Genomic DNA, 25,892 nt, shown 5'->3' on the forward strand with positions numbered 1-25,892 from the left:
CCGCACTGTTTAGGTGCGGGCTTTTTCTTGTGTTTCCTGTACGCGTCAGCCCGCACCGTTACCTGTGGTAATGGTGATGGTTGTGGTAATAGTGATGCTGATGCGTTTCATGATGTTGTGTGCTCTGTAATTATTATCTGTCTGTCTTGTATTCTTTTAGGGTTAAAGTATCTGCTGACCTAAGTCAATAAATTTTTAAATTGATCACATTCCGACACTTGTTCATGAGCGACTGCTTGCCCTTTTACTTTCAACCAATACAGTATGTCTCGCCCACTTGAAACCAGAGTAAAACACCACACAACAAGCATTTATCAATACTTTATTTTGTTAGATTTTTTTCTATATCATGTAAAAAACGGTGCAACATTGCCGTGTCTCGCTGCTCTAACAGACCCATTCGCTGTTGCAGCCAGTCCGTCAACTTAATGTCGTCAGAAACGTTCAGCGTGGCTAATAAACGCAAAACACGTTCGCGCAATGCCTGTAGCTGATGCTCATCCGTCATCTCAATGTTTCTGGCCGGTTGTTGTATTAAACCTGCTAATTGATAGCAATACACCATCACCGCCTGCCCCAAATTGAGTGATGGATAGTCAGCTACCATAGGTACCCCGGTGAGGACATCCGCCAGAGCCAATTCTTCGTTGGTCAGCCCCGAATCTTCACGACCAAAAACCAGCGCGGCGTGATCCATCCATGTTGATTTTTCCTGCAGCAGGGGAACCAGTTCGACCGGCGTAGCGTAATAATGAAACTTCGCGCGGCTGCGCGCCGTGGTCGCGACGGTAAAATCCACGTCGTGAAGCGCCTCGGCTAACGTTGGAAAAACGTTAATATTATCAATAATATCACCCGAGCCATGCGCAACCCATCGCGTGGCGGGTTCCAGGTGGGCCTCGCTGTCAACGATCCGCAACTGGGTAAATCCCATGGTCTTCATCGCACGGGCTGCCGCACCAATATTTTCCGCTCTGGCGGGGGCAACCAGAATAATTGTTAAACGCATTTCGATACTCTTTTGGCCTGTGTGCAGGTAATAATGTGACATGCATCAACATATTACGCAGCGCGAATTTACATATTTTTAACAGGAATCACTGAAAAAGCATTTCGCATCCGGTAAAAAATGCTAAACTATTTCCAGACTGAACTATTGCCCTTTATGTTAACAAAAGTTGCATATCCTTCTGTTTATCCATGATAATTTAATTTAAAATGGATCGCATTGGTTGGATTCATTACATTTATTAATTAGCGCGTGCAACTAGTTGTAATATTGCAATTTTGTGATGAAAGCAAACATTTGGATACGTTGATTTCATCAAACTGTTAACGTGCTACAATTGAACTTGATATATGTCAACGAAGCGTAGTTTTATTGGGTGTCCGGCATGTCTTAGCCTGTTATGTTGCTGTTAAAATGGTTAGGATGACAGCCGTTTTTGACACTGTCGGGTCCAGAGGGAAACTACCCACGACCAAGCTAATGATGTTGTTGACGTTGATGGAAAGTGCATCAAGAACGCAATTACGTACTTTAGTCATGTTACGCCGATCATGTTAATTTACGGCATGCATCAGGCAGGTCAGGGACTTTTGTACTTCCTGTTTCGATTTAGTTGGCAATTTAGGTAGCAAACATGCAGACCCCGCACATTCTTATCGTTGAAGACGAGTTAGTAACACGCAACACGTTGAAAAGCATTTTCGAAGCAGAAGGCTATGATGTATTCGAAGCGACAGATGGCGCGGAAATGCATCAGATTCTCTCTGAATATGACATCAACCTTGTGATTATGGATATCAATCTGCCTGGGAAAAATGGCCTCCTGTTAGCGCGCGAACTCCGCGAACAAGCTAACGTTGCGCTGATGTTCCTGACGGGCCGTGATAACGAAGTCGATAAAATTCTCGGCCTCGAAATCGGCGCAGACGATTACATCACCAAGCCGTTTAACCCGCGCGAACTGACTATCCGTGCTCGTAACCTGCTGTCGCGTACCATGAACCTGGGTACCGTCAGCGAAGAACGCCGTAGCGTCGAGAGCTACAAATTCAATGGCTGGGAGCTGGACATCAACAGCCGCTCTCTGATTGGTCCTGATGGCGAGCAGTATAAACTGCCACGCAGCGAATTCCGCGCCATGCTTCACTTCTGTGAGAATCCGGGCAAAATCCAGTCTCGCGCAGAACTGCTGAAAAAAATGACCGGTCGCGAACTGAAGCCGCATGACCGTACCGTTGACGTGACTATCCGCCGCATTCGTAAACATTTCGAATCAACGCCGGATACGCCAGAAATCATCGCCACCATTCACGGTGAAGGCTACCGTTTCTGCGGCGACCTGCAGGATTAATTCGATCCTCACAGGTAAAAAAACGGCGCAATATGCGCCGTTTTTCATTTCACCACAGCCCTATTTCCATAAGCGAAACTCGTCACTCTGCGCAGGCTGAGACTCCGGAATTTCTGTCGGCTTTGGTTTTGGCTGTGCCAGCGAGTGCCAGTCAAGATGACGCGTCAGGAACATCACGCCACACAACGCGACCAACAGCACGCCGGTTCCCAGCAGTAAAGAGCTATCCTGTGAACGGAGCAACACCCACATCACACCATCCAGCCCCAGCAGCGCTACGGTGAACAAAATACTCTTACGCCAACCCTGTAATATCGCCTGCAGATACACACCGTTCATCAACGCCCCCACTAGACTCGCCGTAATCCACGCGGCGGTAAAACCAATATGTTCTGACAACGCCAGCAGCAACAGATAAAACATCACCAGCGATAATCCCACCAGCAGGTACTGCATTGGGTGCAGTCGAAGGCTGGTCATGCTTTCAAGAACAAAGAAAGACATAAAGGTCAGCACAATCAGCAAAATGGCATATTTTGTCGCCCTGTCCGTCAGTTGGTATTGATCCGCAGGCGTGGCGACAGCGACGCTAAATGCAGGCATTCCCTCCCAGCCAATCTTTTCGCCATCAAAGCGTTCGCCGAGGTTATTGGCAAACCAACTGCTTTGCCACTGGGCATTGAATCCAGACTTACTGATTTCGCGCTTAGCCGGAAGAAAATCCCCAAGAAAGTTGGGATGCGACCAATTGCTGGTTAAGGTCATTTCACTGTTACGGCCAACCGGAACAACGGAGAAATCTCCTGTTCCGCTCAAATTCAGCGACAGCGTCATGCTCAGGTTTTGCTCCGCCCAGCTCGCGTCGGGTAACGGAATGTGGATCCCCTGCGCACGTCCATCCAGCCCCGTCCCCGGCTCAACCGCCAGCGACGTTCCATTGACCTGCGGCGCTTGCACCACACCAATCCCGCGCGCATCCCCCACGCCAACCACGATAAACGGTTTGCCGACGCTGACGTTGGGATGGTTTAAATCACGCAAACGTTCAGCGTTAAACTCGGCCTTCACCGAGATATCGTTGTGCCAGACCTGGCCCTCATAAATACCGATTTTACGCGCTTCAACGTTCTGACTCCCCTCAACCACCAACGACTCCGGCAGCCAGAAATGGATATAGCTTCGCTTACGCTGGATCTCTTTGCCATCCTCCAGCGAGGTATAAAGCTCTGTCACCGGAATGGCTATCAACGGGCCGACCATCTTTTGCGGTCCGCTGGTGCTCTGGCGGATTGCATCTTCAACGTCATTGCGATAATCCGATCGCTCTACGATTATCTGCCTGACCATTGTCAGGGGAATTAACAGCAGCAGCATGGCGCCACCCAGAGTGACGATTTTCCAGAACAGGGGTGATTTCAACATAGCGTTCTCCTTTGCAATATCAGCAAGGTAGAACAGCTATGTGCGGAGAATTTGAAGTTATGTGAAGTGACGGTGAAGCGTAAACGAAGCTTGTGCGCCGCCCTCTGGTCGGTTAGATAATGTCACCGCGCCTTCATGCAGTCGTGCAACTTCACTGACAAACGCCAGCCCCAAACCGCTGCTCTTGTGTCCATTCTCGCGGGGCAGCGAGTAGAAGCGCTCAAAAATACGCGGCAACGCAAAGTCAGGGATCCCGCTACCGCTGTCGGTAACCTGCAACGTGAGCCGATCCTCGTGCTGATGTGCACTCAGCACAATCGTCCCGTCCTGTGGCGTAAAGTCGATAGCGTTGTCGAGTAAATTCCCCAATGCCTGCTCCAGTAACGCGGGATCGGCTGCGACGCTAAGCGATGAAGGCAAAATGGTCAGCGTGATGTTTTTTGCCGCCAGCTGCACGCTACGCGCCTCTTTGAGCTGAGCAAACAGTGCATCTACCGCCACTGGCGTCAACGTAATGTCCTGCCGATTCTCCAGTCGCGCCTGACGTAACAAGGTTTCAACCAGCGCCTGCATGCGCGCATTTTGCGTCAGAATATTATCGGTAAAGCGCGCTACCACGTTTGGCGGCGGACCTTCGCGCAGTATCTCTGCCGCGCCACGAATGGCCGCCAGCGGGCTTTTCAGCTCATGCGTTAACGCGTAGACATACTGCTCAATGTAGTTCTTGCCTTCGAGCTTCAGACGCATACTTTCCAGCGCCTGCGCCAGTTTGCGTAACTCGCTACTGCCTAAATCAGGCAGTGGGACGGGGCGATTCTCAGTAACGGAGTCGGCATAACGCGCCAGCCGGGCAATGGAGCGGTTTATCCACCATACCATCCCGAAGCCAATCACCAGGGCAATACCCAGCAATACGGCGCTGGCCCACAGCATTCGCCGTTCACTGCGTTTAATCACCGGCGCCATCGCTGCATTTGGTTTGCCGACACTGAGCACACCGATAATACGACTACCGTCTACAATCGGCGCGGCAACGTACATCACCGAGCTTTCCGGATCATCCGGATTTTGCGGCGTACTACGAGCGCCATACTGCCCACGTAATGTTAACCACACGTCGTTCCAGCGGGAGTAGTCCTGACCGACGGCCTGATTAGCTGAATCAAACACCACCTTGCCCTGTGCGTCCGTCATGTAGACATGGTATTCATTACGTACTTTGTTAATGCCGCTGATATTGGCGCGGAATGGGCGGTTATGCAGTTGCGAAAAGGCCTGCGCAAGCTTGCCGTTGGCGGGGGTGTCAGAGAGTAAGTCATCACGCGCCAGCGCAGCCAGCAGCGTGGCGGTATCAATCAATGTGCCTTCAGTCGCTCGACGGACGCCTGGCTTAATTTCCTGCACAAAGATAGACAGAACGAACCAGGCAGCGACGGCAACAATCAGAAAATAGCCGAGCAGCAAACGCATGCCAATGCGCATCAGACGCTCCTCAGGCTGTATCCCATACCGCGATGCGTATTGATGGGGGAAAGCTCGGGGTTGATGGCCCGCAGCTTGGCGCGCAGCGTTTTGATGTGGGTATCGACCGTTCTGTCAAAGGTATCCTGCGCATCGGCCCAGACTAAATCCATCAATTGTTGGCGGGAGTAAATACGTCCCGGCGCCATCAGCAATGTTTTCAGCAGCAGGAATTCATAGCGCGTCAGGTTCAACGGCATGCCGAACCAGGTAATCTGCGCGGCCAGCTCATTAAGTTCAAAATCCCCACAGCGCGTTGTCAATGAAGGCGTGGAGAATTTTTGCACCCGCCGCAGCAGCGTACGCACACGAGCGCACACTTCACGCGGCGAGAAAGGCTTGGCAACATAGTCATCCGCGCCAATTTCCAGCCCCAACAGGCGATCCACTTCATCGCTGCGTGCGGTCAGAAACAGGATCGGCAACGCCGGGTGGCGTTCAAGTAAACGTCGGCACAGTTCAAAACCGCTTATATCCGGTAGCCCGACATCCAGAATGATGGCATCAGGGCATTGCTGGCGAGATTTCTCCAGCACGGGAAATCCGCGCTCAAACGCCTCTACGCTAAACCCCTCTTGCTGCAGCATGTAGATAAGCGTATCAGCGATTCCCTGCTCATCCTCAACCAACCAGATCAACGGCTGTTGCATTGTGCTTCCTTATTATTGCCGCCACGGCATGATGGGTACCGCGCTAATGGCATTTTTGGGCGATCCATCGACGACTTTATCTGAATAAGCCAGATAGGCCAGCGCATTACGTTTCGCATCGTAAAAACGCACGACCTGTAAAGATTTAAACACCAGCGAGGTACGTTTTTTAAATACCACTTCGCCCTGAGCTTTACCGTTCTTGATTCTGTCGCTCAGTTCTACCGGCCCAACCTGCTGGCAGGAAATGGCGGCATCGGAGGTATCTTCCGCCAGCCCCAGACCACCTTTGATGCCGCCAGTCTTCGCCCGACTCACGTAGCAGGTCACGTTGGTAACATCCGGATCGTCAAACGCTTCGACCACAATTTTATGATCCGGGCCGAACATTTTGAACACCGTATCGACAGATCCAATCTGCTCCGCATGGGCAACCTGCGCCAACATCAGCAGAATTGAGGAAATGACTAAGCTCTTATATTTCATATTGTTACCATTTTTAAAAGTTACTCTGTGCAATTATTCGACATTCTAAGATAAAACGTATACAGATCACAGGATTACAATAATCACGCTTTCGTATGTCCGAAAAAAGCATTTATGAGCAAAAAAAACACTGAATGCTAAAACAGCAAAAAATGCTATTATCCTCATACCTGACGTCAGGTACTCGTTGTTGAAAGGATGAGGATATTTTATGGATCAGGCTGGCATTATTCGCGACCTATTAATCTGGCTGGAAGGTCATCTGGATCAGCCTTTGTCGCTTGACAATGTGGCGGCAAAAGCGGGCTATTCCAAGTGGCACCTGCAGAGAATGTTTAAGGACGTGACGGGCCATGCTATTGGCGCCTATATCCGCGCCCGTCGTTTATCGAAATCTGCAGTGGCGCTGCGCCTGACTGCGCGCCCAATTTTGGATATTGCGCTGCAATATCGCTTCGACTCTCAACAAACCTTTACTCGCGCGTTCAAGAAACAGTTTTCCCAAACGCCTGCGCTGTATCGTCGCTCCCCGGAATGGAGTGCGTTTGGTATTCGCCCGCCAATGCGCCTGGGTGAATTTGCGATGCCTGCGCACGAGTTTGTCACCCTGGAAGATACGCAACTACTCGGCACCACGCAAAGCTATTCCTGCTCGCTGGAACAGATTTCAGATTTCCGTCATGAAATGCGTATTCAGTTCTGGCGCGACTTCCTCAGTCAGGCTCCTGCGATCCCGCCAGTCCTGTACGGGCTTAACGAAACGCGTCCGAGCATTGAAAAAGATGACGAGCAGGAAGTGTTTTACACCACTGCACTGACGCCGGAACAGGCCAATGGCTATGTGCCGGCGGCGCAGCCTATCCTGTTACAGGGTGGCGAGTACGTGATGTTTACCTACGAAGGGCTGGGAACCGGCGTGCAAGAGTTTATCCTGACGGTTTACGGCACATGCATGCCAATGCTGAACCTGACGCGCCGTAAAGGACAGGATATCGAGCGATATTACCCGGCAGAAGATGCCAAAGCGGGAGATCGCCCGATCAACCTGCGCTGCGAATTCCTGATTCCGATTCGCCGCTAGCGCTGTAGTTCATCCAACGCAGGGGCGTCCAGATGTGAGATGTCCCCTGCCGTTTCAACGACCCATCCCGGCGCCAGCCATAAGCTTTCCTGGTAATCAACGCGAGAAATAGAACAGTTGCGCAGACGCAAGCGACGTTCAGCCCATGCCGGTAATCCAAGAATTGTACTCACCAGGCAACCCAGCGCGATACCGTGACTGACCAGCAGCGGACGACTTCCCGGCGGCAATTCCAGACAGGATGCCAGCGCTGCGTTGACGCGATCGCTCAATTCCTGCATCGATTCCCCTTCCGGGATACGACCATCCACCGTACCGTTCACCAACTGGCGACGCCAGCCCTCTTCCTCCGGCGTCAGCGTATCGATGTGACGTTTTTCCAGCACACCCATATTTAGCTCGCGCAGACGGGAGTCATAGGTGATATCACAGCCACAGGCCTGGGCGATGATTTCTGCGGTGCGTCGTGTACGACCAAGATCGCTACTGATGACATGCGTAATACCAAACGAGCGAGCGCGTTCACCCACCTGCATGGCTTGCTGTTCACCTTTAGCGGTTAGTGGGCTGTCTGACTGGCCTTGAATACGTCGCTCGGCGTTCCACTGCGTTTCGCCATGGCGAACAAGGTATACCTGTAACATGCTTTTTTTCCGTTATACTGCGATGCGATGAATTTTCAAACTGAGCTTAATTATGCACAAGGTTATCTCTGCGACCACCAATCCTGCCAAAATTCAGGCAATTCTGCGGGCATTTGAAGAGATTTTCGGGGAAGGATCCTGCCATATTGAACCCGTCGCCGTCGAGAGTGGCGTGCCGGAACAACCTTTCGGAAACCAGGAAACGCGCACTGGCGCACGAAATCGCGTTGATAACGCTCGCCGCCAGCACCCGCAGGCTGATTTCTGGGTCGCCATTGAAGCAGGAATTGACGACGATGCCACCTTCAGTTGGGTAGTAATTGATAACGGCATCCAGCGCGGTGAAGCCCGTTCAGCCACGCTGCCATTGCCTACTGTCATTCTCGACAGAGTCCGCAAAGGTGAAGCACTCGGCCCGGTGATGTCGGACTATACAGGTATTGATGAGATTGGCCGTAAAGAGGGCGCAATCGGCGTCTTTACCGCTGGTAAGCTGACGCGTTCGAGCGTCTACCACCAGGCGGTGATTCTGGCGCTCAGCCCGTTTCATAACGCGGTGTATTTATAGCATTGTGCCGGATGTTCAATCGTAGGCCGGATAAGGCAAAGCCACATCCGGCGGATCAATTTTTCCCGAGCAACACCTGTTCCAGCCACTGACGCAGATCCACCGGTGCGGATTTGAGGCTGTTCGACCCTCGCGTAATAGTAGCAATCCCAGCCCCGAGCTCGTTTTTAAGCTCACGCTGGCTCATCTCACCGCGCAGCAGCTCTTCAATGATACGCACACGCGTGCCCAACGCTTCACGCTCATCCGGCGTTAACATCAAATTGAGCAGTGGCAGGTGTAAATCTTGTTCGTAGGCGTGTTTAAGCAGATCGACAAAACGTAACCACTCCTGGTGACGTTGTTCTGCCATCGCTGCTGAATAGGGTGATTGCTGAGTCATAAGATATCGCCATCGTTGCGGGGGAAGCGTGCTTGCCTCCCCCTTTTGTACTCTTTAACGAGTACGATAGCATAACACAATCGACACGATCAGTAACGACGTTGCCATTCTGCGTCGCTCATCAACTCCGGTTTATCGCCGAGGAAATAGCGATAGTACGCATCGTAAGCCAGCACGTTCTTCACATAACCCCGCGTTTCTGAGAACGGAATACTCTCGACAAACGCGACGGCATCAATGCGGCCAGCGCTATTGCCAAGCCAGGTGCGAACGCGTCCCGGACCGGCGTTATAGGCTGCTGACGCAAAGATGCGGTTATTGCCAAATTGCTGATACACGTACTGCAAATAGCTGGTTCCGATGTTGATGTTGGTATCAGGATCCAATAGCTGGCTCGGACTGCTGTAACCTGGAATCGAGAACATTTTCACCGTATGCGTCGCCGTACCCGGCATAATCTGCATCAGCCCGCTTGCGCCAACCGGTGATTTCACTTTCGGGTTCCAGGCGCTTTCCTGACGCGCTATCGCCATCGCATAGCTTGGCTGAATATCCTTGCCGCTGGTGTAACGGGTAAAAAGATCTTTATAGGCCAACGGGAATCGCTCTTCCAGATGATCCCACAACTTTCCGGCGATCGTCGCCTGAACGCTTAGATCCCACCAGTGATTGTTGAACGCGTAACGCGCCAACTGAGCCTGCTCGGACTTGGTACGGCTGGTGACCAGATTCGCCCATTCACTGCGCGCGGTATTATCCATGTTCCAGTACATTAGCTCGCGGACGCGTGCCATTTCCGGGCCCTGAGTCAGCGCAGAATCAACGTTCGCTGGTGCTTTATCCACTTTCAGCTCGTACTCTTCGCCCAGGCGCTGTGCCGCCACCATCGGATAGAAACCGCGCTGCTGCATGAGTTGGTGCAGGATCTCTTTGGCTTCCGCATCGCGTCCGCGCTCCAGCAGCAGATCCGCTTGCCAGTAGCGCCACTCATCTTTTTCTTTGGCTTCCATTGGCAGACGCGCCAGCCAGGTATTCAGGCCACGACGATCGCCGGTTCCCAACGCCATGCGCACCCGGCGTTCCACAAGCGAGGTGGAGTTGGAGCGCATAATCGCATCATCACGCCATTTGGCCTGCTCGTCGGTAACGTCATTGCCCATCAGACGCCAGGCGACAATGTCGCGCAGCTCCTGGGTTTGCTCGTCATTCAGCTGTTGCGCCTGCACCAGGGAAGGGATCATCAGGCGGGCATTCTCCACATCCTGACGCGCCACGCTGGCAAAGGCGACCGCCGCCATCTGTCGGGTGAAATCCGTTGCGCCGGTGGTGCGAGCAAAGGTCATTACCGAATTCGGATCGTTGGCCAGCGCGATGATCGCTGAAGCAATGGTTTGGTATTGCGCGGGCATCTGTCCGGCCAACGCCGTGACCAGTCCGGTATTCCCGGCTTTCATCGCCAGACGAATACGCTCCAGATACGCCAGCGGATCCTGGGTGCCTGAGGCACGCCATACGCCGAATAATTTGTCACAGGCGTTCGGCTGACTTTTTCCGCTCAGCCACAGTTCTTTCGCCCCCTGCCAGGCTTCTTCAGTTTGTCCGGTACTCCATTTCGCGAAGTAATAGTTACATTGCGCTTCGGTGGTGCCCGGTTTTTCCGGACTGAACGCCAGCAGCCCACGCCAGTCTTCGCGGCGCGCCAGTTCATTCACGAAACGAGATTGCAGAGTACGCGCCGGGGGCAGCGTCGGGTTGGCGCGCACAAAATTGGTGACGGTAATGGTGGGCTGATTCATCAGATCGTCAGTGATCTGGCGATATTCCAGATAAGGATACAGAGGATAGTTCTTCAGGCCAGGCATCATCTGCTCTACGACATCCATCTGTCGGTTATCCCAGGCCTGCTTAATTTGCGCATAGCGATTGCGCTGCTCATCCAGGGAATCCGCTCGCGCTACTTGACTGACCGTCAGCAGACATACGCTGGCAGCCAGCAGGCGCCAGGTAAATTGTTTGGCTTTGTCCACAAGCTCTTCCTCTTCTCATGTTACGTCTGTGCAGCATCATGCCGCTTAATTCATTCATGCTAACCAGACATTGCAGAATGCGCCACGTCACGGACACTTTTTTACTTTTGTTGCGAGTGGGATCTGCTGGCTGGGATTGGACAATGAAAAAGGCTACACTTCGCCTTTGATAACTATTTACCAATAATTAGCCCTAAATAATTCAAGTTGCAGCAAGGCGGCGAGGAAGTGAATCCCCTGAGCGTACAAAAGTACGTGACTGGGGTGAACGACACAGCCAACGCATCTGCGGCTTGAAGTATGACGGGATAAACATAGAGGCGAGTCCAACGTGGCCCAATTCGTTTATACCATGCATCGTGTCGGCAAGGTCGTTCCGCCGAAACGTCATATTCTTAAAAACATCTCACTGAGCTTCTTCCCTGGCGCCAAAATCGGTGTTCTCGGTCTGAACGGTGCGGGTAAATCTACCCTGCTGCGCATCATGGCCGGTATTGATACTGATATCGAAGGTGAAGCTCGCCCACAGCCTGGCATTAAAATCGGTTACCTGCCACAGGAACCAAAACTGAACCCGGAACATACCGTTCGTGAATCCGTGGAAGAAGCGGTTGCCGAAGTGGTTAACGCGCTGAAAGGTCTGGATGAAGTGTACGCCAAGTACGCCGAACCGGACGCTGACTTCGATAAGCTGGCCGCGCAGCAGGGCAAGTTTGAAGAGATCATTCAGGCGCACGACGGTCATAACCTGAACGTGCAGCTTGAGCGTGCCGCTGACGCCCTGCGTCTGCCGGACTGGGACGCTAAAATTGAGAATCTCTCCGGTGGTGAACGCCGCCGCGTCGCGCTGTGCCGCCTGCTGCTGGAAAAACCAGACATGCTGCTGCTCGACGAACCGACTAACCACCTGGACGCCGAATCCGTCGCGTGGCTGGAACGCTTCCTGCACGACTTCGAAGGTACCGTGGTGGCGATTACCCACGACCGTTACTTCCTCGACAACGTTGCCGGCTGGATCCTGGAGCTGGACCGTGGTGAAGGTATTCCATGGGAAGGTAACTACTCTTCCTGGCTGGAGCAGAAAGATCAGCGTCTGGCCCAGGAAGCCTCTCAGGAAGCGGCTCGCCGTAAATCCATTGAGAAAGAGCTGGAGTGGGTACGTCAGGGCGCTAAAGGCCGTCAGTCTAAGGGTAAAGCCCGTCTGGCACGCTTTGAAGAGCTGAACAACACTGAATACCAGAAACGTAACGAAACCAACGAATTGTTTATCCCACCTGGAGCACGTCTGGGCGATAAAGTTGTTGAAGTCACCAATCTGCGTAAATCCTACGGCGATCGCGTGCTGATTGACGACCTGAGCTTCTCGGTACCGAAAGGCGCTATCGTCGGCATCATCGGTCCGAACGGCGCGGGTAAATCAACCCTGTTCCGTATGATGTCCGGCCAGGAACAGCCTGACAGCGGTACCATCACGCTGGGTGAAACCGTCAAACTGGCCTCCGTTGACCAGTTCCGTGACGCCATGGACAACAGCAAAACCGTGTGGGAAGAAGTGTCCGGCGGGCTGGATATCATGAAGATCGGCAACACCGAAATGCCAAGCCGTGCCTACGTGGGCCGCTTCAACTTCAAAGGTGTGGATCAGGGTAAACGCGTTGGCGAGTTGTCCGGCGGTGAGCGTGGTCGTCTGCACCTGGCGAAGCTGCTGCAAGTTGGCGGCAACATGCTGCTGCTCGATGAACCAACCAACGACCTGGATATCGAAACCCTGCGCGCGCTGGAAAACGCCCTGCTGGAGTTCCCGGGCTGCGCGATGGTTATCTCGCACGACCGTTGGTTCCTTGACCGTATCGCGACCCACATTCTGGATTACCAGGATGAGGGTAAGGTTGAGTTCTTCGAAGGTAACTTTACCGAATACGAAGAGTACAAGAAACGCACGCTGGGCGCCGATGCGCTGGAGCCGAAGCGTATTAAGTACAAGCGTATTTCTAAGTAATTAGCGTTAAGCGCCGGATGGCGGCGTGATGCCACATCCGGCCTACGAGGTTAGTGCGACTTGTAGGCCGGATAAGCGCAGCGCATCCGGCATTAAAACCTACCTCTGCTCGCCCATCAACTCTTTCACCAACTCCACGCAGCGCAGGAAGCGACCGTCGTAGTCAGGCTCCTGAACGTGCACAAAATTGATATTGTTTTCCTGCAGCATCTCGACCAACAGCGTCTGAAACGCTTTTCTGTCAACCGAACTTCCAAGGCTGCGCAAGCCATCCGCTACCCACGGGGTGTTGTTTTCCAGCAGGATAACCAGGTCGAAGCGATACTCGTCAATCAGCGCTTGCACAAACGGGTGTTCACGCCCTTCATACTTTTTGCAGAAAGCCTGAGTGGTCACGAAATCGGTGTCGATGAACGCCACTTTATTGGCGTACTTAACAGCAAAATCAATGTATTGCGCTTGTCCCAGGGCAATTTTATCGTAATCAGAATACTGTAACGCCATCTCATCGCCGCCCAAATGGGAGAAGACGTAATCACGCCCATATTCCCACGCACTGGTGGTGTTAAAGATGTTGGCGAGCTTGTTCACCAGCGTCGATTTACCGCTCGACTCCCCGCCGAGGATCGCCACGGTGCGCACGAAAAACGGCTTCACTTCGGTCGGAATATACTCCCAGTAGCGAAACGGGTTTTCACGGATTTGCCCGCCGCTGATGCTCATAAACGTCCGCTTGGGATCCACCAGCACGGTTTCGATCCCCAGATGTTCGAGATACTGCGGGGCATCTGATTCTTCAGAGGTGTAGATCCAGTTTGGCTGGATCCCTTTCTCCTGCATAAACGTTTTGATCCCGTTGCTCCACACGTCCCAACCGTGTGGATACGGCTCCATGCCCTCTTCGTTGAAGGCATGAATACGGATATTTTTCTGATACTTAAAGGTTTGCAGCAGCCAGCGTAGACGATCGGGCACCGTAGGCTGTTGCGACATGGCACTGTCTTCAAACAGGCTGCGATCGCGCGTGTCGTCATAGCCCATGATGATATGCAGTTCATCAACCTGACTACAGGCGCGCTGGATAAGATAGATATGGCCGGTATGCAGCGGATAAAACTTACCAAATACCACACCGATATTTTTCTGCTGGCGCGGAAACTCCAGTCCGAGAAAACGGTGCAACGCCTCCAGCTTTTGCGCGCTGGGGCTTTTAATTTTGGCATTCAGAAGCTGGCTTAGATATCCCTTGGTCATGCCACTGGCATCTGCCACCTGTTGCAGGGTACAACCCTTTTTCTTAATGGCGGTTTTCAGATAATCAAATGACACAAGAGCCTCCTGCTGGAAAAATCGCGTAACACTGCCTGATGACGCATCGCTTATCAGGCCTACAAATTCAGTACGTACGGATATTTGATTATAGGTCGTCAAACACGCTTAACGCATCCGCAAGCTTCTTAACGCCAAAGACCTGCATCCCTTCCGGTACTTTTTTCGGTACGTTAGCGGCAGGAACAATCGCCCGGCGAAAACCGTGTTTCGCCGCCTCCGAAATACGCTCCTGCCCGCTGGGTACCGGACGGATTTCTCCCGCCAACCCCACTTCGCCAAAGACCACTAAATCCTGTGGCAGCGGCCTGTCGCGCAGGCTGGAGACCATTGCCAGCAGCAACGCCAGGTCGGCGCTGGTTTCGGTGACTTTTACGCCGCCAACTACGTTAACGAACACGTCCTGATCCGCCATCTGCAAGCCGCCATGACGATGTAACACTGCCAGCAGAATCGCCAGACGGTTCTGTTCCAGACCGACCGCCACACGACGCGGGTTCGCCATCATTGAGTGATCGACCAGCGCCTGAATCTCGACCAGCAGCGGGCGCGTGCCTTCCCAGACTACCATCACCGAACTGCCGGAGGTAACTTCATCGCCACGGCTTAAGAAAATTGCAGAAGGGTTGCTGACTTCACGCAGCCCCTGTTCCGTCATGGCAAAGACGCCCAGCTCATTCACCGCGCCAAAGCGGTTTTTATGGCTACGCAGTGTACGGAAGCGGGAATCGGCGTCGCCGTCGAGCAACACCGAGCAGTCAATACAGTGCTCCAGTACCTTCGGCCCGGCCAGCGAGCCATCTTTGGTGACGTGGCCGACCATCACAATCGCCACGCCGCGCGTTTTAGCAAAGCGCGTCAGGTAAGCAGCGGTTTCACGCACCTGCGCCACGCTGCCCGGCGAAGACTGAATATCCGCCATGTGCATCACCTGAATGGAGTCGATCACCATCAGCTTCGGCTGTTCTTCTTCAGCAATCAGGCAAATTTGTTCGATACTGGTTTCCGACAGCATGTTCAGGTTCGCCGTCGGCAGGCCAAGCCGATGCGCGCGCATCGCCACCTGTTGCAGCGACTCTTCGCCGGTGACGTACAGGGTTTTCATCTGCTCGGCGAGCCTGCACAGCGTTTGCAACAGCAGCGTTGATTTGCCCGCGCCAGGGTTACCGCCAATCAGTATGGCGCTGCCGGGCACCACACCACCGCCGAGCACGCGGTCAAACTCTTTAAATCCGGTAGAAAAACGCGGCAGTTCCTCAAGGCTGATGTCAGAGAGCTTCTGCACTTTTGCAACGCCCGCATTTCCGGCGTAGCCGCTGAGTCGCTCGTTGCGCGCCACCGTTGGCGATGCGGCAAGGCGCACCTCGGTAATGGTATTCCAGGCCTGACAGGCGCTGCATTGCCCCTGCCAGCGCGGGTAATCGGCCCCGCATTCATTACAAACAAAGGCGCGTTTAGGAGCTTTTGCCACGTTTTACCTCATTATTTCTGATTCATACTGCCAGAGAGAATGCAGAACACGCCCATCAGGTCAGCGTGACGGATAGTAATCTCCGTCTTTTCATTCACTTTGGGTTTCGCATGATACGCAATCCCCAGCCCGGCCGTTTTGATCATCGGCAGATCGTTGGCACCGTCGCCGATCGCCACCGTCTGCGCCATCGGGATCTCATATTCTTGCGCCAGGCGGGTCAGAGTACTGGCTTTGTACTGAGCATCGACGATATCGCCGATCACGTTGCCAGTAAATTTACCGTCCATGATCTCCAGCTCATTCGCCACAGCTGCCGTCAGGCGCAGCTTGTTGCGCAGATAATCGGCAAAGAAAGTAAACCCGCCGGAAGCGATAGCCACTTTCCAGCCAAGCGTTTCCAGTTTTAACACCAACTGAGTCAGGCCTGGCATTAGCGGCAATGTTTCGCGCACCTGGTGCAAAATATTGGCATCAGCGCCCTTCAGCGTCGCCACGCGGCTGCGCAGGCTGGCGGTAAAGTCCAGCTCGCCGCGCATTGCACGTTCGGTGACTTCGGCAACCATCTCGCCGGTTCCGGCCAGTTTAGCAATTTCATCAATGCATTCGATCTGGATAGCCGTTGAATCCATGTCCATCACCAGCAAACCCGGCGTGCGCAGATGCGGAATTTTACCCAACGGCGCAACATCCAGTTTGGCGTCATGCGCCAGTTTTGCCGCACGCGGCGTTAACGAGCCCGCCAGACGAATTACCTGATAATCCTCAACGCACCACGCCGCCACGATCACCATCGCCGCGCCCAGTTTACTCTGGTATTGCGTTAACCGTTGTTTATCCAGCCCACGACCGTACAGCAGCCAGCCACTGCGGCCCGCGTGGTAATCTAGCGGCATCACTTCATCACCGCTTAAAGAGAGGGGCAGACCTGGCCACAGAGAGACATCTTCAGGTAGATCGCACCAGGTAATGTTAGGCATTAAAGCTCCTGTAAAATCGTTCGGGTCGGAATCATCAGGGGAAAATAACGCATGAGGCTACCCTGTAACCAGCGCTTCTGGCAACATTAAGTCTCAAATTTTCAGCAGGTGGAATATGGCTCGCACAAAACTGAAATTCCGACTTCATCGTGCAGTGATTGTATTGTCCTGCCTTGCGCTGCTCGTCGCGCTGATGCAGGGGGCTTCCTGGTTTAGTCAAAGCCACCAGCAGCAGCGTAATCCGCAGCTCGAAGAGCTGGCCCGCACGCTGGCCCGTCAGGTCGCGCTGAACGTCGCCCCGCTGATGCGTACCGAAACGCCGGATGAAAAGCGTATTAAGGCGGTGCTCACACAGTTGACGGAGAGTAGCCGTATTCTGGACGCAGGCGTGTACGACGAACAGGGAGACCTGATTACGCGCACCGGTGAGAGCGTCAATGTTCGTGATCGTCTGGCGCTCGACGGCAAAAAAGCCGGAGGCTATTTTAACCAGCAGATCGTCGAACCCATTCAGGGAAAAAATGGTCCGCTGGGCTATCTGCGCCTGACGCTGGATACCCACACTCTTGCCACTGAAGCCAAGCAGGTGGATAACACCACCAACATCTTACGCCTGATGCTGCTACTGTCACTGGCAATCGGTGTAGTGCTGACCCGTACCTTATTGCAAGGTAAGCGTACCCGCTGGCAGCAATCTCCTTTCCTTCTCACTGCCAACAAACCGGTGCAGGAAGAAGACAACGAGAAGATAGAGTAAAAGCTGTAAAAACTGTAAAACAGAAGGGAAATCAACCATGACAACACTACGCCTGCTTATCTCAGACTCTTACGATCCGTGGTTTAACCTCGCGGTCGAAGAGTGCATTTTTCGCCAGATGCCCGCCACGCAGCGCGTTCTGTTCTTGTGGCGTAACGCCGATACGGTGGTAATTGGCCGGGCGCAAAACCCGTGGAAAGAGTGTAATACACGCCGCATGGAAGAAGACAACGTGCGGCTCGCCAGGCGCAGCAGCGGTGGCGGCGCGGTGTTCCATGACTTAGGCAATACCTGCTTTACCTTTATGGCTGGTAAACCGGAATACGACAAAACCATCTCCACCGCGATCGTCCTCAATGCGCTGAATTCGCTGGGCGTAGAAGCTGATGCCTCCGGGCGTAACGATCTGGTGGTGAAAACGCCGGACGGCGATCGCAAAGTTTCCGGCTCTGCTTATCGGGAAACGAAAGATCGCGGATTCCACCACGGCACGCTGCTGTTGAATGCCGATCTCAGCCGCCTGGCAAACTATCTCAATCCCGATAAAAAGAAACTTGCCGCCAAAGGCATCACTTCGGTTCGCTCGCGCGTAGCGAATTTGACCGAGCTGTTACCGGGCATCACTCATCAACAGGTCTGTCAGGCCATCACGGAAGCCTTTTTTGCCCACTACGGCGAACGCGTAGAAGCCGAGATCATCTCCCCAGACAAAGCGCCGGATCTGCCGAACTTCGCCGAAACCTTTGCCCGCCAGAGCAGTTGGGAGTGGAATTTTGGTCAGGCGCCTGCTTTTTCACATTTACTGGACGAACGTTTCACCTGGGGTGGCGTTGAGCTGCATTTCGACGTCGAAAAAGGCGTGATTACCCGCACCCAAGTCTACACCGATAGCCTCAATCCTGCGCCGCTGGAAGTACTGGCAGAACGACTACAGGGCTGCCAGTATCGCGCCGATATTTTACAGCAGACTTGTGAAGCGCTGCTTGCGGAGTATCCAGATCAGGAAAGCGAGTTGCGTGAGCTGGCTGCTTGGGTAGCGAAGGCCGTGCGTTAAGCGATTAGTGGCGAATTACCGGATGGCGGCTGCGCCTTATCCGGCCTACAAGACCGCTCCCGTAGGCCTGATAAGCGAAGCGCCATCAAGCATTAATAGCGGCATTCCCGTAGGCCCGGTAAGCGCAGCGCCATCAAGCATTAATAGCGGCATTCCCGTAGGCCCGGTAAGCGCAGCGCCTCCGGGCCACAACAAAACTTACTCTTTATCGCCTAGCAGAACGGATTCCAGTGCGATTTTGATCATGTCGTTGAAGGTCGTCTGACGCTCAGCGGCAGTGGTCTGCTCGTGGGTACGGATATGGTCGGATACGGTGCAGATGGTCAGCGCTTTCGCACCGAATTCCGCCGCCACGCCGTAGATACCCGCCGCTTCCATTTCCACGCCCAGCACGCCGTATTTTTCCATCACGTCGAACATTTCACCGTCCGGAGAGTAGAATAGGTCAGCGGAGAACAAGTTGCCCACACGAGCGTCTACACCCAGCGCTTTTGCCGCATCAACTGCGTTACGCACCATGTCGAAGTCAGCGATAGCTGCAAAGTCATGATCTTTAAAACGGATACGGTTAACTTTGGAGTCGGTGCAAGCGCCCATACCGATAACCACGTCACGCAGTTTAACGTCCATACGCACAGCGCCGCAAGAGCCTACGCGAATGATTTTCTTCACGCCGAAGTCGGTGATCAGCTCTTTGGTGTAGATGGAGCAGGACGGGATACCCATACCGTGGCCCATTACGGAGATCTTACGGCCTTTGTAAGTACCGGTGAAGCCTAACATGCCGCGAACGTTGTTCACTTCACGAACATCTTCGAGGAAAGTTTCAGCAATATGCTTTGCACGCAGCGGGTCGCCCGGCATCAATACGACGTCAGCGAAATCACCCATTTCTGCATTAATATGTGGAGTTGCCATCTTCAGTTCCTTTTATATTGTTGTTTTTGCCGGGTGGCGGCTGCGCCTTACCCGGCCTACAAAACCGTAGGCCCGGTAAGCGAAGCGCCACCGGGCAATTGCATCAGAGCATATTTTTACCGTAGTCCATCGGCGACGTACCAAAGTAGCTCGCCAGCGTCTGACCGATATCCGCGAAGGTTTCACGGTGACCTAAAGAACCAGGTTTCACTTTCGGGCCGTAAACCAGTACCGGAATGTGTTCACGGGTATGGTCAGTGCCGGTCCAGCTTGGGTCGCAGCCGTGGTCAGCGGTCAGGATCAGAATGTCATCTTCACCCACCAGCTCCATCAGCTCAGGCAGACGGCGGTCGAACAGTTCCAGGCCCGCAGCATAACCGGCGATATCGCGACGATGTCCCCAGGAAGAGTCGAAATCAACGAAGTTGGTGAAGACGATGGTCTTATCACCGGCTTCTTTCATCTCTTTGATGGTGGCGTCGAACAACGCGTCCAGACCGGTGGCTTTCACTTTTTTGGTGATGCCGCAGTTAGCGTAGATATCCGCGATTTTACCGACGGAAACCACGTGACCGTCTTTCTCGTCGACCAGTTTCTGCAACACGGTCGGTGCTGGCGGCTCAACGGCCAGGTCGTGACGGTTACCGGTACGCTGGAAGTTACCGGCTTTATCGCCGATAAACGGACGGGCGATAACACGACCGATGTTGTAACCACCTTCGGTCAGCTCTTCACGGGCGATTTCGCACAGCTCATAGAGCTTATCCAGGCCAAAAGTCTCTTCGTGGCAGGCAATCTGGAACACGGAGTCAGCGGAGGTATAGAAAATCGGCTTGCCGGTTTTCATATGCTCTTCACCCAGTTGATCCAGGATCACGGTACCGGAAGAGTGGCAGTTGCCGAGGTAGCCCGGCAGGTTGGCACGTTTTACCAGTTTATCCAGCAGTTCTTGCGGGAAGCTGTTTTCATGATCGGAGAAGTAACCCCAGTCAAACAGAACCGGAACACCCGCGATTTCCCAGTGGCCAGACGGCGTGTCTTTCCCGGAAGAAAGTTCATGCGCCCATGCGTAGGCACCAATCACTTCCGCGTTGCCGTCCATGCCTGCAGCAATTTTACCAGTAGAACCTTCGTGAGCTTTCACCAGGCCCAGACGGGTCAGGTTAGGCAGATTCAGTGGTCCTTTGCGACCATTGTCAGCTTCACCTTTCGCACAGGCTTCTGCAATGTGTCCCATAGTGTCTGAACCTACGTCGCCAAAGCGATCCGCATCTTCAGTCGCACCAATACCAAAGGAGTCCAGCACCATAATAAATGCACGTTTCATCTTGTTCTCCATACATCTGCGCCGCAAAAAAGCGATCAGATCAGTATACAGTTATTCGGTAATACGACGATAGACTGTCGGTGTAATTTCTGGCGCTTTATCGTCAAGGCTAATTGCCGCTTTGACCGCTTTCGCCGCTTCCTGCCAGCTGGCTTCGTCTTTGGCGTGGATCACCGCCAGTGGGCGCTGTCCGTCTACGCTGTCGCCCAGACGCGCCATATCGCTAAAGCCAACGCTGTAATCAATGGTGTCCGATGCCTGACGACGACCGCCACCCATGGAAACAACCGCCATTCCCAGCGCACGGGTATCCATCGCGCTGACAAAGCCTTCAGTATCAGCATATACCGCTTTGCTGAGCATTGCCGTCGGCAGGTACTTCGCATAATTTTCGACGAAATCGGTCGGGCCTTTTTGCGCCGCCACCATGCGACCAAAAATCTCTGCTGCTTTGCCGTTATCCAGCACCGTCTGCAATTTCGCACGGGCTTCGGCGTCATCTTTCGCCAGGTTGCCGGAGATCAGCATTTCCACGCACAGCGCCATGGTGACGTCTAACAGACGTGGATTGCGGTATTCACCGGTCAGGAACTGCACCGCTTCGCGGACTTCGACCGCGTTACCTGCGCTGGAGGCCAACACCTGGTTCATATCAGTTAACAGCGCGGTGGTACGTACACCCGCACCGTTTGCCACGCCGACAATCGCTTCAGCAAGGGCTTCAGAAAGCTCGTAGGTCGGCATAAAAGCACCGCTGCCCACTTTCACATCCATCACCAGCGCATCCAGCCCTTCCGCCAGTTTTTTCGCCAGAATGGAACCGGTAATCAGCGGGATGGAATCCACCGTCGCGGTAATATCGCGGGTGGCATAAAAACGTTTATCCGCCGGTGCGAGCGAGCTGGTTTGCCCAATAATCGCCACACCCACGTCTTTAATAATTTCACGGAAACGCGCGTCGTCCGGGAAGATGTCAAATCCAGGAATCGCTTCCAGTTTATCGAGCGTACCGCCGGTATGCCCCAGGCCACGCCCGGAGATCATCGGAATATAGCCGCCGCACGCAGCAACCATCGGGCCTAACATCAGTGACGTTACGTCACCTACGCCGCCGGTAGAGTGTTTATCCACAATCGGGCCGTTCAACTGCAGGCTTTTCCAGTCCAGCACGGTTCCTGAATCACGCATTGCCATGGTCAGCGAAACACGCTCAGGCATTGTCATATCGTGGAAAAAAATGGTCATCGCCAGGGCGGCGATTTGCCCTTCAGAAATGGTATTGTCGCGAATGCCATTGATAAAGAAACGAATTTCTTCATCGCTCAGCGTATGACCATCACGTTTTTTACGAATAATTTCTTGTGCGAGAAACACGGTAACCCCCAGGGGAAAAGAGTAGAAGGCCGTTGTAAGCCGGGTAAGCAACGCGCCACCCGGCAGTCGTCTTAATGCCGGATGGCGGCTGCGCCTTATCCGGCCTACGGGCTTAGTAGCTGCTTGCGCTCTTGCCGTCGCCGTGACCCAGCGCTTTCAGCAAGCTAGCCAGCAGGCTGGATGCGCCAAAACGGTAGTGACGAGAATCAGCCCAGTCAGCGCCAAACAGTTCATCGGCAATCGCCAGGAACTGCTGTGCATCTTCTGCAGTACGCACGCCGCCAGCCGGTTTGAAACCTACAGTTTTAGAAACACCCATGTCGCGGATCACTTCCATCATGATGCGTGCGCTTTCCGGCGTCGCATTGACCGGCACTTTACCGGTAGACGTTTTGATGAAATCAGCACCGGCTTTGATGGAGATTTCAGATGCTTTGCGAATCAGTGCTTCTTCTTTCAGCTCACCGGTTTCGATGATCACTTTCAGCAGCACGTTTGCCGCCGCACACGCGTCTTTGCAAGCTTTAACCAGATCAAAACCAATCTGCTCGTTACCGGCGATCAGCGCACGGTACGGGAACACCACGTCAACTTCATCGGCACCGTAGGCGATCGCCGCGCGAGTTTCCGCCAGCGCAATCTCGATGTCGTCGTTGCCGTGCGGGAAGTTGGTGACGGTTGCAATGCGGATGTCCGGCGTACCCTGCTCTTTCAGAGTCTTACGCGCAATAGGGATGAAACGCGGATAGATACAGATTGCGGCAGTGTTGCCAACCGGGGTCTTCGCCTGATGACACAGCGCGATCACTTTTTCATTGGTGTCGTCGTCATTCAGAGTGGTCAGGTCCATCAGTTTCAGTGCACGCAGGCTGCTTGCTGTTAAATCGGTCATAACATTCTCCAACGGCATCGCCGTATAAAATTTCACCTTGCGAGTTTGTTAGTATTCTAACATCCGCTCGCTATTACACTTCGATATACATCACAGTTAATGAAAACCACATACAGATTTGCATTACTCTAATGAGATCTACTTCAAATAAATTACCTTTTCTAAAGGGATGCGTTGGCATCAGGCGCATCCGGATCAAAGGTTGTGGCGGCGTTGCTTTCTACAATGGCGTTACACCTTCGGGACAAAAAGGAATCAACGATGCCCACTTCAAGCGAACTCGCGCTGCAACAGCGTTGCCAACAAATCGTGACCAGCCCGGTGCTCAGCCCTGAGCAGAAACGCCACTTTCTGGCGCTGGAAGCTGAAAACGCGCTGCCTTATCCGCAACTACCTGCACAGGCACGTCAGGCGCTGGATGATGGGGTAATCTGCGATATGTACGAAGGTCATGCCCCGTTCAAACCGCGCTACGTTTTACCCGATTACGCGCGTTTTCTGGCCAATGGTTCATCGTGGCTAGAGCTGGAAGGGGCAAAGGATCTTGATGACGCGTTATCCTTACTCACCATCCTGTACCACCACGTTCCGTCAGTGACGTCGATGCCGGTTTATCTCGGCCAGCTCGATGCTCTGCTGCAACCGTATGTTAGAATTCTAACACAAGAAGAGATCGATATTCGAATAAAACGTTTCTGGCGTTATCTCGACAGAACCCTGCCAGACGCGTTTATGCATGCCAATATCGGCCCCGCCGATACTCCAGTTACCCGTGCAATTTTACGCGCGGATGCAGAGTTAAAGCAGGTTTCGCCTAATCTGACTTTCATTTATGACCCGCAAATCACACCTGACGATCTGCTGCTCAGCGTGGCGAAAAATATCTGCGAGTGCAGTAAGCCACATATTTCCAACGGCCCTGAAAATGATAAAATTTTCACAAAAGGTCAGTATGGAGTCGTCAGCTGTTACAACTCTTTGCCGCTCGCCGGGGGTGGTAGCACGCTGGTCAGGCTTAATCTGAAAGCCATCGCAGAGCGCAGCGCCTCTGTCGATGACTTCTTTACGCGCACCCTACCGCACTATTGCCAACAGCAAATCGCCATCATTGATTCACGATGTGAATTCCTCTATGAAAAATCACATTTCTTTGAGAATAGCTTCCTCGTGCAGGAAGGGTTGATTGATCCCGAACGTTTTGTGCCTATGTTCGGCATGTATGGTCTGGCGGAGGCGGTGAATCTACTGTGCGATAAGGCGGGACAAAATGCGCGCTACGGAAAAGATGAGTTCGCCAATCAGCTTGGCTATCGCATCAGCGCCCAACTGGCGGAGTTTGTCGAAAGCACCCCAGTGAAATATGGCTGGAAGCAGCGCGCGATGCTGCATGCACAGTCGGGGATCAGTTCTGACATCGGCACCACGCCGGGTGCACGCCTGCCTTACGGCGATGAACCAGACCCGATTACTCATCTGCAAACCGTCGCGCCGCATCACGCGTTTTATCACGCGGGGATCAGCGACATTCTCACGCTGGATGAAACCATCAAGCGCAATCCTCAGGCGCTGGTGCAGCTGTGCCTCGGCGCATTTAAAGCCGGGATGCGTGAGTTTACCGCCAACGTGAGCGGCAACGATCTGGTTCGCGTTACCGGCTATATGGTGCGTCTGTCGGATCTGGAAAAATATCGCGCCGAAGGTTCTCGCACCAACACCACCTGGCTTGGCGAAGAAGCCGCGCGTAATACGCGCATTCTGGAACGACAACCTCGCGTGATTAGCCATGAACAGCAGATGCGCTTCGGTAAGTAAGATTATCCCTTTCTCCTGCGTCGACGGGCCGGGCAGTCGCCTGGCTCTGTTTCTGCAGGGATGTAATCTGCGCTGTAAAAACTGCCACAATCCGTGGACGATGGGACGCTGCAACGACTGCGGGGAGTGTGTGCTGCATTGCCCGCATGAGGCGCTGAGCCTGAGCGCGGGGAAAGTGTGGTGGCAGTCCGATTTGTGTCAGCAATGTGACACCTGCCTTCATATGTGCCCCCAGCAGGCCACGCCGATGGCGCAGACCATGAGCGTTGATGAGGTGCTGCAGCATATTCGCAAGGCAGCACTGTTTATTGAGGGAATTACGGTCAGCGGCGGCGAAGCGACAACCCAGCTACCGTTTATTGTGGCGCTGTTTCGTGCGATCAAAACCGATCCGCAACTGCAACACCTGACCTGTATGGTCGACAGCAATGGCATGCTGAGCGAAACCGGCTGGCAGAAGCTGCTGTCGGTGTGCGACGGCGTAATGCTGGATTTAAAAGCCTGGGACAGCACGTGTCATCGTCAGTTGACCGGTCGCGATAACACGCTGATTAAACAAAGCATTACCTTTCTGTCCGGGCAAGGGAAACTTGCGGAACTGCGCCTGCTGGTTATCCCTGGTCAGGTGGATTATCTACAGCATATTGATGCGCTGGCGGCGTTTATCAGAGGTTCAGGTGACGTGCCGGTACGGCTGAATGCCTTTCATGCGCACGGGGTGTATGGCGAAGCGAAGGACTGGCCGAGCGCCACGCCGGAGGATGTGGAACACCTGGCGCAAAGATTGCGCGAACGCGGGGTGGATAATTTGATTTTTCCGGCGCTGTACCTGTGATAG

General features: G+C 53.5%; 25 protein-coding genes and 1 other annotated feature (1 of these 26 running past the window's edge). Of the genes, 8 read left to right on the plus strand and 17 right to left on the minus strand.

The window, feature by feature from the left end; genetic code table 11:
- Window positions 1-116 (minus strand) — a sequence feature (Thr leader region); it reaches 11 nt to the left of the window's first position.
- From thrL to yjjY, 3 genes are all read right to left on the minus strand, one after another.
- Window positions 46-111: a thr operon leader peptide gene (thrL, locus tag GFB57_RS00970; protein WP_032337689.1), complete on the minus strand. Its 66-nt coding sequence runs from the start codon at window positions 109-111 to the stop codon at window positions 46-48. It overlaps the preceding feature by 66 nt.
- Window positions 117-322: 206 nt before the next feature.
- The gene (locus GFB57_RS00975) at window positions 323-1,009 is read right to left on the minus strand and encodes a tRNA/rRNA methyltransferase (RefSeq protein ID WP_003018988.1); all 687 of its coding nucleotides are present in this window, start codon (window positions 1,007-1,009) and stop codon (window positions 323-325) included.
- 398 nt (window positions 1,010-1,407) lie between these two features.
- Window positions 1,408-1,548, minus strand: coding sequence for a protein YjjY (gene yjjY / locus GFB57_RS00980; RefSeq protein WP_042998021.1), 141 nt, complete (start codon window positions 1,546-1,548; stop codon window positions 1,408-1,410).
- A gap of 95 nt (window positions 1,549-1,643) precedes the next feature.
- Here yjjY and arcA point away from each other — a divergent pair, with 95 nt between their 5' ends.
- On the plus strand, window positions 1,644-2,360 hold the full coding sequence (arcA, locus tag GFB57_RS00985) for a two-component system response regulator ArcA (protein ID WP_001194359.1): 717 nt from the start codon (window positions 1,644-1,646) through the stop codon (window positions 2,358-2,360).
- Window positions 2,361-2,420: 60 nt separating this feature from the next.
- Here arcA and creD read toward each other — a convergent pair whose 3' ends face one another.
- From creD to creA, 4 genes are read right to left on the minus strand one after another with little or no spacing between them, the layout of a single operon-like run.
- Window positions 2,421-3,782 (minus strand): cell envelope integrity protein CreD, encoded by a 1,362-nt coding sequence (gene creD, locus GFB57_RS00990; RefSeq protein ID WP_003018990.1) that lies wholly within the window; start codon window positions 3,780-3,782, stop codon window positions 2,421-2,423.
- Window positions 3,783-3,839: 57 nt separating this feature from the next.
- Entirely contained in the window at window positions 3,840-5,264 is a 1,425-nt protein-coding gene (gene creC / locus GFB57_RS00995) for a two-component system sensor histidine kinase CreC (protein ID WP_003018993.1), read from the minus strand.
- Entirely contained in the window at window positions 5,264-5,953 is a 690-nt protein-coding gene (gene creB, locus GFB57_RS01000; RefSeq protein ID WP_003018994.1) for a two-component system response regulator CreB, read from the minus strand. The genes creC and creB overlap by 1 nt, the downstream gene beginning before the upstream one ends.
- A gap of 12 nt (window positions 5,954-5,965) precedes the next feature.
- On the minus strand, window positions 5,966-6,439 hold the full coding sequence (creA, locus tag GFB57_RS01005) for a protein CreA (protein WP_003018998.1): 474 nt from the start codon (window positions 6,437-6,439) through the stop codon (window positions 5,966-5,968).
- A 211-nt stretch (window positions 6,440-6,650) separates the two neighbouring features.
- On the opposite strand from creA, the gene robA reads away from it, so the two are divergent.
- Window positions 6,651-7,520 carry an MDR efflux pump AcrAB transcriptional activator RobA gene (robA, locus tag GFB57_RS01010; protein WP_003019001.1) on the plus strand — a complete coding sequence of 290 codons (870 nt, stop codon included), beginning with the start codon at window positions 6,651-6,653 and terminating at the stop codon, window positions 7,518-7,520.
- Here the strand turns inward: robA and gpmB are convergent.
- Entirely contained in the window at window positions 7,517-8,164 is a 648-nt protein-coding gene (gpmB, locus tag GFB57_RS01015) for a 2,3-diphosphoglycerate-dependent phosphoglycerate mutase GpmB (protein ID WP_003019006.1), read from the minus strand. The genes robA and gpmB overlap by 4 nt on opposite strands.
- 52 nt (window positions 8,165-8,216) lie before the next feature.
- On the opposite strand from gpmB, the gene yjjX reads away from it, so the two are divergent.
- On the plus strand, window positions 8,217-8,732 hold the full coding sequence (gene yjjX / locus GFB57_RS01020; RefSeq protein WP_003019009.1) for an inosine/xanthosine triphosphatase: 516 nt from the start codon (window positions 8,217-8,219) through the stop codon (window positions 8,730-8,732).
- Window positions 8,733-8,787: 55 nt separating this feature from the next.
- On the opposite strand, the gene trpR is transcribed toward yjjX, so the two are convergent.
- The gene (gene trpR / locus GFB57_RS01025; protein WP_003019012.1) at window positions 8,788-9,114 is read right to left on the minus strand and encodes a trp operon repressor; all 327 of its coding nucleotides are present in this window, start codon (window positions 9,112-9,114) and stop codon (window positions 8,788-8,790) included.
- Window positions 9,115-9,203: 89 nt separating this feature from the next.
- Window positions 9,204-11,141, minus strand: a complete 1,938-nt coding sequence (sltY, locus tag GFB57_RS01030) for a murein transglycosylase (RefSeq protein ID WP_003019016.1) — start codon at window positions 11,139-11,141, stop codon at window positions 9,204-9,206.
- 331 nt (window positions 11,142-11,472) lie between these two features.
- Here sltY and ettA point away from each other — a divergent pair, with 331 nt between their 5' ends.
- Window positions 11,473-13,140: an energy-dependent translational throttle protein EttA gene (gene ettA / locus GFB57_RS01035; RefSeq protein ID WP_003019019.1), complete on the plus strand. Its 1,668-nt coding sequence runs from the start codon at window positions 11,473-11,475 to the stop codon at window positions 13,138-13,140.
- 99 nt (window positions 13,141-13,239) lie between these two features.
- On the opposite strand, the gene nadR is transcribed toward ettA, so the two are convergent.
- The 3 genes from nadR to serB are packed head-to-tail and all read right to left on the minus strand — an operon-like array spanning window position 13,240 to window position 16,920.
- Window positions 13,240-14,523, minus strand: coding sequence for a multifunctional transcriptional regulator/nicotinamide-nucleotide adenylyltransferase/ribosylnicotinamide kinase NadR (gene nadR, locus GFB57_RS01040; protein WP_171847549.1), 1,284 nt, complete (start codon window positions 14,521-14,523; stop codon window positions 13,240-13,242).
- Between the two features lie 34 nt (window positions 14,524-14,557).
- Complete coding sequence (gene radA / locus GFB57_RS01045) at window positions 14,558-15,940, minus strand: DNA repair protein RadA (protein WP_001728171.1); 1,383 nt, start codon at window positions 15,938-15,940, stop codon at window positions 14,558-14,560.
- A gap of 11 nt (window positions 15,941-15,951) precedes the next feature.
- Window positions 15,952-16,920, minus strand: a complete 969-nt coding sequence (gene serB, locus GFB57_RS01050; protein WP_003019027.1) for a phosphoserine phosphatase — start codon at window positions 16,918-16,920, stop codon at window positions 15,952-15,954.
- Window positions 16,921-17,035: 115 nt separating this feature from the next.
- On the opposite strand from serB, the gene GFB57_RS01055 reads away from it, so the two are divergent.
- Together GFB57_RS01055 and lplA are read left to right on the plus strand one after the other, a co-directional pair.
- Window positions 17,036-17,677 (plus strand): YtjB family periplasmic protein, encoded by a 642-nt coding sequence (locus tag GFB57_RS01055; RefSeq protein WP_003019032.1) that lies wholly within the window; start codon window positions 17,036-17,038, stop codon window positions 17,675-17,677.
- Between the two features lie 37 nt (window positions 17,678-17,714).
- Entirely contained in the window at window positions 17,715-18,731 is a 1,017-nt protein-coding gene (gene lplA / locus GFB57_RS01060) for a lipoate--protein ligase LplA (protein ID WP_003019035.1), read from the plus strand.
- A 198-nt stretch (window positions 18,732-18,929) separates the two neighbouring features.
- Here the strand turns inward: lplA and deoD are convergent, their stop codons facing one another.
- From deoD to deoC, 4 genes are all read right to left on the minus strand, one after another.
- A complete protein-coding gene (deoD, locus tag GFB57_RS01065; protein WP_000224864.1) occupies window positions 18,930-19,649 on the minus strand; it encodes a purine-nucleoside phosphorylase in 720 nt (239 codons plus the stop codon).
- Between the two features lie 103 nt (window positions 19,650-19,752).
- Window positions 19,753-20,976, minus strand: a complete 1,224-nt coding sequence (deoB, locus tag GFB57_RS01070; RefSeq protein WP_003019037.1) for a phosphopentomutase — start codon at window positions 20,974-20,976, stop codon at window positions 19,753-19,755.
- Between the two features lie 51 nt (window positions 20,977-21,027).
- On the minus strand, window positions 21,028-22,350 hold the full coding sequence (gene deoA, locus GFB57_RS01075; RefSeq protein WP_003019040.1) for a thymidine phosphorylase: 1,323 nt from the start codon (window positions 22,348-22,350) through the stop codon (window positions 21,028-21,030).
- A 112-nt stretch (window positions 22,351-22,462) separates the two neighbouring features.
- On the minus strand, window positions 22,463-23,242 hold the full coding sequence (deoC, locus tag GFB57_RS01080) for a deoxyribose-phosphate aldolase (RefSeq protein ID WP_003019042.1): 780 nt from the start codon (window positions 23,240-23,242) through the stop codon (window positions 22,463-22,465).
- Between the two features lie 261 nt (window positions 23,243-23,503).
- Here deoC and GFB57_RS01085 point away from each other — a divergent pair, with 261 nt between their 5' ends.
- Both GFB57_RS01085 and GFB57_RS01090 read left to right on the plus strand, forming a co-directional pair.
- Window positions 23,504-25,054, plus strand: coding sequence for a YjjI family glycine radical enzyme (locus tag GFB57_RS01085; protein WP_003019044.1), 1,551 nt, complete (start codon window positions 23,504-23,506; stop codon window positions 25,052-25,054).
- A complete protein-coding gene (locus GFB57_RS01090) occupies window positions 25,026-25,889 on the plus strand; it encodes a YjjW family glycine radical enzyme activase (RefSeq protein ID WP_003019049.1) in 864 nt (287 codons plus the stop codon). The genes GFB57_RS01085 and GFB57_RS01090 overlap by 29 nt, the downstream gene beginning before the upstream one ends.
- Window positions 25,890-25,892 lie beyond the last annotated feature (3 nt).

It is taken from the genome of Citrobacter sp. S39 (assembly GCF_009495675.1).
Classification (GTDB): domain Bacteria; phylum Pseudomonadota; class Gammaproteobacteria; order Enterobacterales; family Enterobacteriaceae; genus Citrobacter; species Citrobacter freundii.

Excerpts from the sequence above, each read along its gene's own strand:
- trpR (WP_003019012.1), bottom strand. The coding sequence starts at position 9,114 with ATGACTCAGCAATCACCCTATTCAGCAGCGATGGCAGAACAACGTCAC.
- arcA (WP_001194359.1), top strand. The coding sequence starts at position 1,644 with ATGCAGACCCCGCACATTCTTATCGTTGAAGACGAGTTAGTAACACGC.
- yjjY (WP_042998021.1), bottom strand. The coding sequence starts at position 1,548 with ATGACTAAAGTACGTAATTGCGTTCTTGATGCACTTTCCATCAACGTC.
- yjjX (WP_003019009.1), top strand. The coding sequence starts at position 8,217 with ATGCACAAGGTTATCTCTGCGACCACCAATCCTGCCAAAATTCAGGCA.
- deoC (WP_003019042.1), bottom strand. The coding sequence starts at position 23,242 with ATGACCGATTTAACAGCAAGCAGCCTGCGTGCACTGAAACTGATGGAC.
- GFB57_RS01085 (WP_003019044.1), top strand. The coding sequence starts at position 23,504 with ATGCCCACTTCAAGCGAACTCGCGCTGCAACAGCGTTGCCAACAAATC.
- lplA (WP_003019035.1), top strand. The coding sequence starts at position 17,715 with ATGACAACACTACGCCTGCTTATCTCAGACTCTTACGATCCGTGGTTT.
- creB (WP_003018994.1), bottom strand. The coding sequence starts at position 5,953 with ATGCAACAGCCGTTGATCTGGTTGGTTGAGGATGAGCAGGGAATCGCT.
- serB (WP_003019027.1), bottom strand. The coding sequence starts at position 16,920 with ATGCCTAACATTACCTGGTGCGATCTACCTGAAGATGTCTCTCTGTGG.
- robA (WP_003019001.1), top strand. The coding sequence starts at position 6,651 with ATGGATCAGGCTGGCATTATTCGCGACCTATTAATCTGGCTGGAAGGT.
- deoB (WP_003019037.1), bottom strand. The coding sequence starts at position 20,976 with ATGAAACGTGCATTTATTATGGTGCTGGACTCCTTTGGTATTGGTGCG.
- GFB57_RS01055 (WP_003019032.1), top strand. The coding sequence starts at position 17,036 with ATGGCTCGCACAAAACTGAAATTCCGACTTCATCGTGCAGTGATTGTA.
- gpmB (WP_003019006.1), bottom strand. The coding sequence starts at position 8,164 with ATGTTACAGGTATACCTTGTTCGCCATGGCGAAACGCAGTGGAACGCC.
- GFB57_RS01090 (WP_003019049.1), top strand. The coding sequence starts at position 25,026 with ATGAACAGCAGATGCGCTTCGGTAAGTAAGATTATCCCTTTCTCCTGC.
- creA (WP_003018998.1), bottom strand. The coding sequence starts at position 6,439 with ATGAAATATAAGAGCTTAGTCATTTCCTCAATTCTGCTGATGTTGGCG.
- GFB57_RS00975 (WP_003018988.1), bottom strand. The coding sequence starts at position 1,009 with ATGCGTTTAACAATTATTCTGGTTGCCCCCGCCAGAGCGGAAAATATT.
- creC (WP_003018993.1), bottom strand. The coding sequence starts at position 5,264 with ATGCGCATTGGCATGCGTTTGCTGCTCGGCTATTTTCTGATTGTTGCC.
- creD (WP_003018990.1), bottom strand. The coding sequence starts at position 3,782 with ATGTTGAAATCACCCCTGTTCTGGAAAATCGTCACTCTGGGTGGCGCC.
- deoD (WP_000224864.1), bottom strand. The coding sequence starts at position 19,649 with ATGGCAACTCCACATATTAATGCAGAAATGGGTGATTTCGCTGACGTC.